At 62.2% G+C, this 12099-nt stretch carries 12 protein-coding genes; 11 read left to right on the plus strand and 1 reads right to left on the minus strand.

Annotated features, from left to right (window positions below):
- Positions 1-91 precede the first annotated feature (91 nt).
- Positions 92-592 (minus strand): thiol peroxidase, encoded by a 501-nt coding sequence (gene tpx, locus CAF90_RS04485; RefSeq protein WP_034155955.1) that lies wholly within the window; start codon positions 590-592, stop codon positions 92-94.
- A 270-nt stretch (positions 593-862) separates the two neighbouring features.
- On the opposite strand from tpx, the gene CAF90_RS04490 reads away from it, so the two are divergent.
- The 11 genes from CAF90_RS04490 to CAF90_RS04540 all read left to right on the plus strand — a co-directional run bounded on the left by CAF90_RS04490 (position 863) and on the right by CAF90_RS04540 (position 11936).
- Positions 863-1288, plus strand: a complete 426-nt coding sequence (locus CAF90_RS04490; RefSeq protein ID WP_085604104.1) for a YciI family protein — start codon at positions 863-865, stop codon at positions 1286-1288.
- A gap of 210 nt (positions 1289-1498) precedes the next feature.
- On the plus strand, positions 1499-1777 hold the full coding sequence (locus CAF90_RS29525; RefSeq protein ID WP_176240356.1) for a hypothetical protein: 279 nt from the start codon (positions 1499-1501) through the stop codon (positions 1775-1777).
- Between the two features lie 12 nt (positions 1778-1789).
- A complete protein-coding gene (locus tag CAF90_RS04500) occupies positions 1790-2740 on the plus strand; it encodes a transporter (protein WP_085604107.1) in 951 nt (316 codons plus the stop codon).
- 62 nt (positions 2741-2802) lie between these two features.
- Complete coding sequence (locus CAF90_RS04505) at positions 2803-3783, plus strand: MoxR family ATPase (RefSeq protein WP_085604110.1); 981 nt, start codon at positions 2803-2805, stop codon at positions 3781-3783.
- Between the two features lie 8 nt (positions 3784-3791).
- Entirely contained in the window at positions 3792-4730 is a 939-nt protein-coding gene (locus CAF90_RS04510) for a DUF58 domain-containing protein (protein ID WP_085604113.1), read from the plus strand.
- Positions 4727-5314, plus strand: coding sequence for a DUF4381 domain-containing protein (locus CAF90_RS04515; RefSeq protein WP_085604116.1), 588 nt, complete (start codon positions 4727-4729; stop codon positions 5312-5314). Before CAF90_RS04510 ends, CAF90_RS04515 begins: the two co-directional genes overlap by 4 nt.
- Positions 5301-6293 carry a VWA domain-containing protein gene (locus CAF90_RS04520; RefSeq protein ID WP_085604119.1) on the plus strand — a complete coding sequence of 331 codons (993 nt, stop codon included), beginning with the start codon at positions 5301-5303 and terminating at the stop codon, positions 6291-6293. Before CAF90_RS04515 ends, CAF90_RS04520 begins: the two co-directional genes overlap by 14 nt.
- A gap of 1 nt (position 6294) precedes the next feature.
- Entirely contained in the window at positions 6295-7875 is a 1581-nt protein-coding gene (locus CAF90_RS04525) for a VWA domain-containing protein (protein WP_085604122.1), read from the plus strand.
- Complete coding sequence (locus CAF90_RS04530) at positions 7872-9290, plus strand: BatD family protein (RefSeq protein WP_085604125.1); 1419 nt, start codon at positions 7872-7874, stop codon at positions 9288-9290. Before CAF90_RS04525 ends, CAF90_RS04530 begins: the two co-directional genes overlap by 4 nt.
- Positions 9287-10309: an HAD family phosphatase gene (locus CAF90_RS04535; RefSeq protein WP_085604128.1), complete on the plus strand. Its 1023-nt coding sequence runs from the start codon at positions 9287-9289 to the stop codon at positions 10307-10309. Before CAF90_RS04530 ends, CAF90_RS04535 begins: the two co-directional genes overlap by 4 nt.
- A 52-nt stretch (positions 10310-10361) precedes the next feature.
- Positions 10362-11936, plus strand: coding sequence for an arylsulfatase (locus CAF90_RS04540; protein ID WP_085604131.1), 1575 nt, complete (start codon positions 10362-10364; stop codon positions 11934-11936).
- Positions 11937-12099 lie beyond the last annotated feature (163 nt).

Genomic DNA, 12099 nt, shown 5'->3' on the forward strand with positions numbered 1-12099 from the left:
CAAGGTGTGAGGCAAAACACTGATACACAAATGAAAACGGCCTGGACAGGGCCAGGCCGTTAACAATTGTAAAGCGCTTGTTTCAGAACACTTATTTCAATACAGCAAGTGCCGCATCGTAGTTAGGCTCTTCCGCAATTTCCTTGACCAGTTCGCTGTGCAGGACGTTGTCGTTTTCGTCCAGTACAACCACCGCACGGGCAGTCAGGCCTTTCAGCGGGCCGTCAGCGATGGCCACACCGTAGTTCTCGATGAACTCGGCGCCGCGCAGGGTCGACAGGTTTTGTACGTTTTCCAAGCCTTCGGCGCCGCAGAAGCGAGCCTGGGCGAATGGCAGGTCAGCCGAGATGCACAGCACAACAGTGTTGCTGATGTCGTTGGCCTGAGCGTTGAACTTGCGCACGGAGGTGGCGCAGGTCGGGGTGTCGACGCTTGGGAAGATGTTCAGCACTTTGCGCTTGCCGGCGAAGTCTTTCAGGGTGACGTCGGACAGATTGCCGGCTACCAGGGAAAAGGCTGGCGCCTTGGAACCGGCTTGTGGCAGTTGGCCGTTGACTTGAACCGGGTTGCCTTTGAGAGTGACTTGAGCCATGAACGGAGTCCTTCTTAACGTTGTTGGGAAAGCATGCAAGAGGCGGAAGTTAACCACGAAATTGTCCGACGACCTATGCCTGAACCGAAATTGTCATGTGCTGGCACCTGAAACTGGATACACATTCTCCAGTCTCCCCACATTCCTGCTCTCAAAGAGGGTGATGCTTGTTAAAACGCGAGTCTGCATCTTTTCTTTAACGACCTGTCGATTCAGACCCCGGCCGTTCGACTAAGCCATGAATCCCTCACCTATCTGCGGAGAAACACCATGCGCTTCATGATCATTGTCAAAGCCAGCCACGACTCCGAAGCCGGCGTGATGCCCAGCGAGCAATTGCTGACCGACATGGGCAACTACAACGAACAGTTGGCCAAGGCCGGCATCCTGGTTTCTGCCGACGGCCTGCACCCGAGCAGCAAAGGCGCCCGTGTGCGCTTCAGCGGCGAAAACCGCAGCGTGATTGACGGCCCGTTCGCCGAGACCAAGGAGCTGATCGCCGGTTACTGGATCTGGGACGTTAAGTCGAAAGAAGAAGCCATCGAATGGGTCAAGCGTTGCCCGAATCCCATGCCGGGCACTGAATCGGAAATCGAGATTCGCCAGGTGTTCAGCCCGGAAGACTTCGGCGCCGAGTTCACCCCGGAACTGCGTGAGCAGGAAGAACGCATCCGCGAACAAGCCAAGAAACACTGAATAACGAAAATTTGCGCAGGATCACTTTCGTGCACAAAGCAACGTGATCCTGCGCACAAAACCAAAGAATTAACCCCTTAGACTGGCTAACCCCCGATTAACTGCTAGCGTCAACAGACATGTCCTACAGGCTTGATAAGAAAGGGATTACGTCGTAACGGCCTAGAGAGTGCCGAGTCGTCCACTGAGCCACCAGGGAACCGGGGAATCATGTCCAAGCACAACAGGATCAACGTCTTGTGGTCGGCGAGCGTGCTGACGTCAGTCTTCAGCGGCCGTTCGAAAACGCTGATCAAAGCCGCCGGTTACGGCGTGATGAGCATGTTCGTCAGCTGCGGCGTCGGTGCTCAGGATTTCACCGCCAGCACGGACAACGCCAAAGCCATCACCGAGTGCGTCCAGCCCAGGACCGCTCCCTCCTGGTCACTGACCCAGTATGACGACCAGAGCAGATCAACGTTGCTCGACCCGGTCCATTCAAAACCATAAACGGAGTGCTTCATGGTCAAGCCTTGCGTTGTCCGCCCGTTGCTGGCGCTGTGCATGATCGGCAGTCCGCTGGTGTACGCGGCTGAAGGTGGCGTCGGTCGGCCGATCACCGGCCAGCAGGTTTTCTCCAGTGCCGGCGTGGTTCCGCCGGCGCCGGGCTGGGTGATGTCCGTGACCAGCATCTGGTACGACGGCGAGATCAAGGGCAGTGGCGGCGCGCCGATTTCCGGTGAGGTCAGCGCCGGGATCAAGATGAAAGTCTCCTACACCATGGCCAACCTCACTCACGTCTGGGACACCGGCAAAGGCCAATGGAATTACGCCTCGGCCATCGGTGTTCCGGTGCAGTACACCGACATCGATGCCGCCGTCACCGGCCCGCGCGGTCGCACCCTCGGCACCAGCGATTCCGGCACACAGTTCGCCGATGCGCTGATCACGCCGATTGCCGCCGGTTACCACTTCGACGAGCTCAACCACATCGCGTTTTCGCTGCCGATCTACGTGCCGACCGGCGCCTATAACGATGATCGTCTGGCCAACGCCGGGCAGAACAACTACACGTTCATGCCCACCGTGGCGTTCTCTCACCTGGACGGCAAGGGTGGCGAATTCACCCTCTCCGGCAACCTGCAGTTCTACACCGAGAACAAGGCCACCGATTACCGCACCGGCGACATCTTCACCCTTGAAGCCTTGTGGACCCACGGTTTCGGCAACGGCTGGAACGCCGGGCTGGTCGCCGGTTACGTCCAGCAGATCAGCGACGACAAGGGCGACACCGCCGACACCCTCAACGGCTTTCGCGGGCGCTCGGTGGGCGCCGGCCCGACTGTCGGCTGGAGCGGCAAGTTCGCCGATGCGCAGGCCAGCGTCAGCGCGCGCTGGGTGCCGGAGTTCGACACCAAGAACCGGCCTGAAGGCAACGGCGTCGCCGTCAACCTGACCCTGGCGTTTTTCTAGACCGCGGCCGGCCTCCTTTATAGCCGGCCATTCGATCCTCACGTGTCGAGAAGGGAAGCTACATGACTGCACTGACCGACCTCAACGCCCTGCAAGCCAGCATCGCCGAAGCGGTGCTCGGCCAGGATCAGGTGATCCGGCAGATCCTGCTCGGCCTGTTGGCCAACGGGCATCTGCTGCTGGAAAGCCTGCCGGGGCTGGCCAAGACCCGCACGGTCAAGGCGCTGGCCAAACACTTGGACGCGAAGATGAGCCGCATCCAGTTCACCCCCGACCTGCTGCCCTCGGACATCACCGGTGCCGAGGTGCTGCATCAGGTCGAGGGCAAGAACGAGATCCGCTTCCAGCCCGGCCCGCTGTTCGGCAATTTGATTCTGGCCGACGAGATCAACCGCGCGCCGGCCAAGGTGCAGGCCGCGTTGCTCGAAGCCATGGAAGAACGGCAGATCACCGTGGCCGGCAACAGCCATGCGCTGCCGGAGTTGTTCATTGTGGTCGCCACTCAGAACCCGATCGAGCAGGAAGGCACCTACCCGCTGCCTGAAGCGCAGATGGACCGGTTTCTGATGAAAGTCCTGCTCGATTACCCCAGCGCCGAAAACGAAAGCCAGGTGCTGCGACTGTTGCGCGCCGAGGAGTTTGCCCAAGGCGCCAACACCGCGCCAACCAAGGGTTTCGAGCTGGCGCAGGACGTGATCTTCGCCGCGCGCAAAGAGGTCAGCGCGGTGCACGTCTCCCCCGCCATCGACCGCTATCTGATCGACCTGATCAACGCCACCCGCCATCCGGCGGACTACGACGAAGACCTCGCCCGCTGGATCGCCATCGGCGCCAGCCCGCGAGGCGGCATTGGCCTGGATCGCTGCGCCCGCGCCGATGCGTGGTTGCAGGGCCAGGATTTCGTTTCGCCGGACAACGTACGCGCCGTGGTGCATCCGGTGTTGCGGCATCGCCTGCAACTGAGCTACGACGCGGTGGCCGACGGCGTCAGTGCCGATCAGGTGCTGGACCGGATCCTCGACAAAGTCGCCATTCCGGCCTGAGGTCTGTTATGGAAACCGCCGACGGGCTGGTCTATGTCTCTCTCGCGCAATTGATGGCGCTGGAATTCAAGGCCCGTGACCTGAGTTTTCTCGCCCGCCAGCCACAGGGCAGCATCCTTGCCGGCAATCACGCTTCGCGCCTGCGTGGCCGGGGTTTGAACTTCGATGAGTTGCGCCGTTATCAGCCGGGTGATGACCTGCGCCACCTCGACTGGCGCGCTTCGCTGCGCACCGGCAAACCGGTGGTGCGCACCTTTACCGAAGAGCGCGACCGCCCGGCGCTGATCGTGGTCGATCAGCGCATGTCGATGTTCTTCGGCTCGCAACGCAGCTTCAAATCCGCCGTCGCCGCCGAACTCGGCGCGCTGGCGGCGTGGATGGTGTTCCATGCCGGCGACCGGGTTGGTGGGCTGGTGTTCAACGATCAACGCATCGACAGCGTCGCGCCGCTGCGCAGCCGCAAACGGGTCGAGGCGCTGCTGAGCCGCATCGCCCAACAGAATCAGGCGCTGAATGCCGGCAACCCGGACGCCGAAGACGAGGATCAACTGGACAAGGCCTTGCAGCGTTGCCTCGCGGTGGCCGGGCATGATCATCTGATCTGCATCGTCAGTGATTTCGCCGGCGCCGGCGAGCGCACCTTGCAATTGATGCGGCAACTGGCGGCGCACAACGACGTGATCGCCCTGCAAGTCTACGACCCTATGGCGCTGAAATTGCCAAGCGACGGCCGGCTGTTGGTAACCCAGGGCCAGTTGCAGGTAGAGCTGGCGGTCGAGAAACGCAGCGTGCACCAGCCATTGGGGGATTTCCTCGGTGGCCGGCTCAAGGACGTCGCCACCCTGCTGCGCCGCAGTCAGGTGCCGCTGATGATGTTCAGCACCGCCGAAGAGGCGCATCAGCAATTACGTGCCGAGCTTGGTAAATCCACGGGTTCGAGGCGATGAATCCGAACGTTCCGGACATCGGACAGCTCAAGGAGCTGGGCCTGCCTGCGCCGGTGAGCTACGCACCACAGACCTGGGGTTGGTGGGTGTTACTGGCGGTGTTGGTGCTGGCCGCGGTGCTGATTGGTGTGCGGCGTTATCGGCAATGGCGACGGGATGCTTATCGGCGCGAAGGCCTGGCGCGTCTGGCGCAATTGCGTAGCCGCAGTGATGACTTGAATGCGTTGCGCGAATTGCCGGAACTGCTCAAGCGCGTGGCGTTTTCGATGCCGAACTGCAATGTCGTACCTGTGGGAGCGGGCTTGCTCGCGAAGGCGTCAGGCCAGTCAATGAATGTATTGGATGGAATGCCCTCATCGCGAGCAGGCTCGCTCCCACAGGATCCGGCGGCGCTCGAAGGACTGGATTGGCAAGCCTTCTTGCAGCGGCACTGCAAAAAGCCGCTGCCGGCGGATTTGAGCGAACAACTCGCGCAACTCGCCTACGCCCCGGACGACATCTTGCGCGCCCTGCCCGCGCCGCAGCGCCTGGCGCTGTTCGATACCTGCCAGCATTGGGTGGAGCGTCATCATGTGGCAGCTTGATTACCCGTGGCTGTTGCTCCTGCTGCCGCTGCCCTGGCTGGCCTACCGTTACCTGCCCGCCTACCAGGAAGCGCGCAGCGCCGTGCGGGTGCCGTTCTTCGGCGCCATGAGCCGCGCCGTCGGCGAAACACCGGCCAGTACCGGCACCCGCAACAATCACTGGCAGCTGTGGCTGAGTGTGCTGGTGTGGGCCCTGTTGCTGGTCGCCGCCGCCCGCCCGGTGTTCGTCGAAAAACCCATCGAACGCCAGCAACCGGTGCGCGACCTGATGCTCGCGATCGACCTCTCGCAGTCGATGGAAACCGAAGATTTCACTAACGCCGCCGGCCAGAAAATCAATCGCCTGGCCGCCGTCAAAGAGGTCGTGCAAGGCTTCATCGACAAGCGCAAGGACGATCGCCTCGGCCTGATCGTGTTCGGCAGCGGTGCTTATCCGCAGTCGCCGCTAACCCTCGATCACGCCAGCCTGTCCCTGTTGCTGGAGGACACCGGCATCGGCATGGCCGGCCCCAACACTGCGATTGGCGATGCGATCGGTCTGAGCCTGAAGCTGCTGGACAAGGCTCATGAACAGGAAAAAGTCCTGATCTTGCTCACCGACGGCAACGACACCAGCAGCGCCATCACCCCCGACCATGCCGCCGACATGGCTGCCGCCAAAGGCGTGGTGATTCATACCATCGGCATTGGCGACCCCAGCGCCTCCGGTGAGGCCAAGGTCAATCTGCAAAGCCTGCAACAGATCGCCCAGGCCACCGGCGGCCAGTTCTTCCGCGCCGAAGACCGCACCGCGCTGGATCAGGTCTACAGTACCCTCGACCGGCTCACGCCGCATCAAGTGAAAACCCTCAGCCATCAACCTCAGCGTGAATTGTTTTACTGGCCGCTGGGCGTGGCTCTGGTGTTGCTGACCCTGTATCACCTCGGCGCGCTGCTGCGCCCAAGGCTGGCGGTTGCACGTCAGCGGCAGGAGGCCTGAGATGGAGATCAATCTCGGCGACTTCCACTTCTTGCGCCCGTTGTGGCTGCTGCTCGCACTGTTCGCGGCGCTGCTGCCGTTGATCTGGCAACGCAGCCGCGATTTGCAGCGGCGCCTGCGCGGCAACATCGCCGAGCATCTGCTGCCGCACCTGCTGGTCACCCCGCAGGATCACCAGCGCCTGCGCCCGGTGCATTTGCTGTGTGCGTTGCTGGTGCTGGGCGCCGTGGCGGCCGCCGGGCCGACCTGGGAGCAGGATCGGCCGGACTTTCTGGAGAATCGTGCGCCGCTGATCGTGGCTGTCGACCTGTCGCCGTCGATGGATGCCAGCGACGTACCGCCCACTCGGCTTGAAGCCGCCAAACACACCCTGCACGACCTGATCCAGCGCCGCGCCGGTGCGCGCACCGCGTTGATCGCCTACGCCGGCAGCGCGCACCTGGTGCTGCCGGCGACCGATGATCCGGCGTTGCTCGACAGTTTCATTCAGGCTCTGGGCACCGGGCTGATCGACAAACCGGGCAAGAATGTCGGTGCGGTGATCGATCAAGCCAAACGTCTGCTGGAGGCCGAGAAAACCCCGGGCAGCCTGCTGTTGATCACTGACGGCGCCGACACTGCGCAGCTCGATGGACTGGGCAAACAGTTGCAGGACACCGGGTTGCAAGTGCTGGTGCTCGCGGTGGGCAATCAGGACGGCGGGTTGATTCAGGATGCGAGCGGCCAGCCGCGCACCGACAGCAACGGTCGCCCGGTATTGGGCAGTTTCGATCCGGCGGCGATCAAGCAACTGGCCTCGGCACTCGATGCGCCGCTGGGTAGCCTGACCCTGACGAACGACGATCTCGACTGGGTCGAACTGCACGCGCAACAACACTTTCACAGCGCCAGCGCCGAACAGCAGGAATTGCACTGGAAAGACGCCGGATACTGGCTGTGCTGGCCGTTGTTGCTGTTGGCGCTGTTCAGCGTGCGCAGGGGCTGGAGCGTGAACTGGATGCCGGCGCTGGCGTTGGCCGTGGGCCTCGGCTGGCCGTCAGCGCCGGCGCAGGCCAATGCCCTGACCGACGCGTTCTTCACCCGCGACCAGCAAGGGCGCTGGGCCTTCGAGCATGAGCACTTCCCGCAAGCGGCGGCGCTGTTTGTCGATCCGTACTGGAAAGGCGTCGCGGCTTATCACGCCGCCGATTTCGATCTGGCGCTGGCGACCTTCGCCCGGCTGGACACGCCACAAGCGTATTTCTATCTGGGCAACATCTACGTGCGCCGTTTCAAGTTCGATCAAGCCATCGCGGCCTATCAGCAGGCGTTGAAGCTGCAACCACAATTCCCCGAAGCCACGGCCAACCTGACGCTGGCCATCGCCCTGCAAAAAGACACCGAAAGCGCCGAACAGAACGCCCCCGAAACCAAACCGGACGAGGTCAAGTTCGACAAGACACCGGGCAAGGGCCAAAGCAAAGCCGTGACCACCGAACAGGCGACGTCGGATGCGCTGTGGCTGCAGAACCTCACCACCTCACCGGCGAAATTTCTCCGGCAGAAATTCAGCCTGCAGGATCAGGCGGAGGCCCGGCCATGAACCGCGTCGCGCCCATCGCCAGCAGGCTGGCTCCCACAGAATATCTGCGGTGCATGAAGGTCCCTTGTGGGAGCCAGCCTGCTGGCGATAGCGTTCGCTCAATCAGCAAAAATCTCGGCACGTTGCTGTTGTCTTTCCTGCTTGGCTTGAGTGCCCTCGCGGCCGAACCGCAACTGCGCGTTCAGGCCCACCTGCAACCCGCCGACGGCATCAAGGTCGGCGGTCTGGTGGAGCTGCAACTCGATGTGCTTACCGACACCTGGTTCACCAGCGCCGCCACCCTGCCCGAGCTGAAGCTCGACGGCGCGCTGGTGATGCCACCGGACGGTCAGGCCCAACATCTGAACCAGACCATCGACGGCCAGGCCTTCAGCGGCCTGCGCTACAGCTACCTGATTACGCCCAATGCCGCCCGGACCTTCGACATTCCGGCGCTGACCGTAAGCACCACACCCGGCCAGGCCACCGCTGAAATCAGTGCCCGTAGCCAGCCACTGCAATTCAGCGCCGCCCTGCCACCCGGCTTCAACCCCGGAGAAACCCCGCTGGTGGCCACCGGGCTGCGCCTCAGCCAGACCGTCACCCGGTCGGCCACGCCGCTTAAGGTCGGCGACAGCCTCACCCGCCAGTTAACCCTGCAAGCCGACGGCGCACTGGCCATGGCCCTGCCGGTGCCTGCGCTGAGCGAAGTCAAAGGCCTGAGCCGCTATGTGAAGACGCCGCAAGTCAGCAGCCTCGATGACGGACGCGGCGATATTCTCGGCGGTCAGCGCATCGACAGCGTCAGCTATCGCGTCGACACAGCCGGGGCCTACACCCTGCCGGCCATCGACGTGAAATGGTGGGATTCGCGCACGCAACAGATCCGCACCGCACAAGTCCCGGCAGTCACCTTCGAGGCCAGTGCCAACAATGCCTACAAACCGGTGTTCTCGATCACCGAGGACCTGCGCCAGCTCGGCCAGAATCATCGCCTGCACTTGTCGACCCAGGGATTCATCTGGCTCGCCGTGCTGGTCGCACTGGGCGTACTCGGTTATCTCGGCCGACCTGCGTTCAGCCGTGCGCGCCGTCAATGGCAGCAGCGCCAGCTCGCGCGGCAACAGGCCCGCCAGCAATCGGCCGACTTCGCGTGGCAACAGGTCGCCGGGCAACTGGCCGGGCAACCGCCGCAGCTGACGGCCCTTTACCTGTGGCTGCGGCGTTGCGGTCTGGGCCTGAAACTGACCCACGCCGGGCCGCGCCTGCAAGGACTGTTGCGCAGCCTTTACGGGCGCGATCCGGCCGCTGGGCAGGCACTGGGTCAGCTGCGTCAATCGTTGTCTACGCTTCACAGTCAGGCCGAACAGCAGCAGGCCCGCCCGGCCCCGGCCCTGCGCCCGCTCAACCCCGTTCACGAGAAGGATTTCCCATGACGAACCCGATGCTGCACCGCCAACGTTTCGGTCTGGCCCTGTTGTTCGGCCTCGCATTGCCGCTGCTGGCGCAGGCCAGCGAACCGCTGCCGTCGTGGAACGACAGTCCGGCGAAAAAGCACATCATCGAGTTCGTCGAGGCGGTCACCGATCAGTCCGGCAAGGACTTCGTCAAACCCGCCGAACGCATTGCCGTGTTCGACAACGACGGCACGTTGTGGAGCGAGCAACCGGCGTATTTCGAGCTGCTGTTCGCCTTCGACGAGGTCAAGCGCACCGCCGCGCAGCACCCGGAATGGAAGACCACACAGCCTTTCAAAGCCGTGATCGAGAACGATCACAAGGCGCTGGCCGCCGCCGGCATGGACGGCATCCTGAAGATCTTCGCCGCCACCCACACCGGCATGACCACCGAAGCGTTCGATGACTACGCGAAAACCTGGCTGACCCAGGCCCGCCATCCGAAAACCGGCAAGCCGTACACCGAAATGATCTTCCAGCCGATGCTGGAAATGCTCGACTACCTGCGCAGCCAGGACTTCAAGACCTACATCGTTTCCGGCGGCGACACCGGCTTCATGCGCGCCTTCGCCGAGAAGGTCTACGGCATCCCGCCGGAACAGGTGATCGGCACCACCTTCGTGACCGCATTCGAATACAAGGACGGCAAGGCCTCGATCGTGCGCACCGCCAAACTGGCGCACAACGACGATGGCCCGGGCAAACCGGTGAGCATCGATTCGGTGATCGGGCGTCGGCCGATTCTCGCCTTCGGCAATTCCGACGGCGACCTGCAGATGCTCCAGTGGACCGCCGCCGGTCCCGGCAAACGCTTCATGGGTCTGGTGCATCACACCGACGCCAAACGCGAATGGGCCTACGACCGCCAATCCGATATCGGGCGCCTGGACAAGGCCCTCGACGAAGCGAATTCCCGAGGCTGGACCGTGGTGGACATGGCGAGCGACTGGCGCCGGATCTACCCGTTCGATCCGCCCGTAACCGAGCAAGTGAAGTAACAGGAAATACGTTTGTCGTGCACCCCACCCCCGCGCTAAAGGAGCAAGTCAGATGACTCGCATACGCAAGTGGATACCCAGGCTCGCCCTGGTGGCGACTTCAGTCATGGCCCTGTCGGCAACTGCCTCAGCGGCCGATAAACCCAACATTCTGGTGATCTTCGGCGACGATATCGGCCAGACCAACATCAGTGCCTACTCGATGGGCGTGGTCGGCTACAAGACGCCGAACATCGACCGGATCGCCAAGGAAGGCATGATGTTCACCGACTACTATGCGGAGAACAGTTGCACCGCCGGACGATCCACCTTCATCACCGGCCAGACAGCGCTGCGCACCGGCCTGTCCAAGGTCGGGATGCCGGGTGTACCGGTCGGTTTGCAGGCCCGTGACGTGACCATCGCCCAGGCGCTGAAGGCCCACGGTTATGCAACCGGCCAGTTCGGCAAGAACCACCTCGGTGACAAAGACGAATACCTGCCCACCAACCATGGCTTCGACGAATTCTTCGGCAATCTCTATCACCTGAATGCTGAAGAAGAGCCGGAACGCCCTTACTGGCCCAAGGATGATGCCGAGTTCGTCAAGGCCGCGTCTCCCCGTGGCGTGATCCACAGCTTTGCCGACGGCAAGATCGAAGACACCGGCGCCTTGAACAAAAAGCGCATGGAAACCATCGACGATGAAACCACCGCCGCCGCGCAGGCGTTCATCGAGAAACAGGCCAAGGCCGACAAACCGTTCTTCGTCTGGATGAACACCACTCGCATGCACGCCTTCACGCATGTGCGTGAGTCCATGCAGGGCCAGAGCGGCATGCCCGGCAACGAGTATGCAGACGGCATGCTCGAACACGACGGCGACGTGGGCAAGCTCCTCAAGACCCTCGATGACCTGAAGATCACCGACAACACGATCGTGGTCTACACCACCGACAACGGCCCGAACCAGTGGTCCTGGCCGGATGCGGCCACCACGCCGTTCCGCAACGAGAAAAACTCCAACTGGGAAGGCGCCTATCGGGTGCCGGCAATGATCCGTTGGCCGGGCAAGGTCAAGGCCGGTGAAGTGTCGACGCAGATGTTCTCCGGTCTGGACTGGTTCCCTACCTTGCTCGCGGCCGTGGGCGATCTCGACATCAAGGATCGCCTGCTCAAGGGCGCAGACGTCGGCGGGAAGAACTTCAAGGTGCATCTGGACGGTTTCAACCAGCTGGACTACCTGACCGGCAAGACCGACAAGAGCGCGCGTAACGAGTTCTACTACTTCAACGATGACGGTGAACTGGTGAGCATGCGTTACAACGACTGGAAGTTTGTCTTCTGCGAGCAGCGTGCACCGGGCGGCTTCAAGGTCTGGAGCGAACCGTTCACGTGCCTGCGCGTACCGAAGATTTTCAATCTGCGCATGGACCCGTACGAACGCGCCGACGTGGTCTCCGACCAATACTTCGACTGGCTGGCGAAAAACGACTACCTGATCTTCCAGGGTATAAGCCGATCCGCCAAGTTCCTGCAAACCTTCGTCGATTACCCGCCAAGCCAACGTCCGGCGAGCTTCAGCATCGACCAGGTTCGCGAGGCAGTGGACAAGAAAATTGCCGAGAAAATGAAAGCGACCAACTAAAAACTGCGTGACCGCCGCTCGCCTTCGTTGGCGAGCGGCACTGTTTTCGGCTTGTGACCGAGGTGACTTCAATCGCGAGCAGGCTCGCTCCCACAGGGGATTTGTGGTGTAAACAATTCCATTGTGGGAGCGAGCCTGCTCGCGATGAGGCCGACACAGTCAC

The organism is Pseudomonas sp. B37(2017) (assembly GCF_002112885.1).
GTDB classification, from domain to species: domain Bacteria; phylum Pseudomonadota; class Gammaproteobacteria; order Pseudomonadales; family Pseudomonadaceae; genus Aquipseudomonas; species Aquipseudomonas paraglycinae.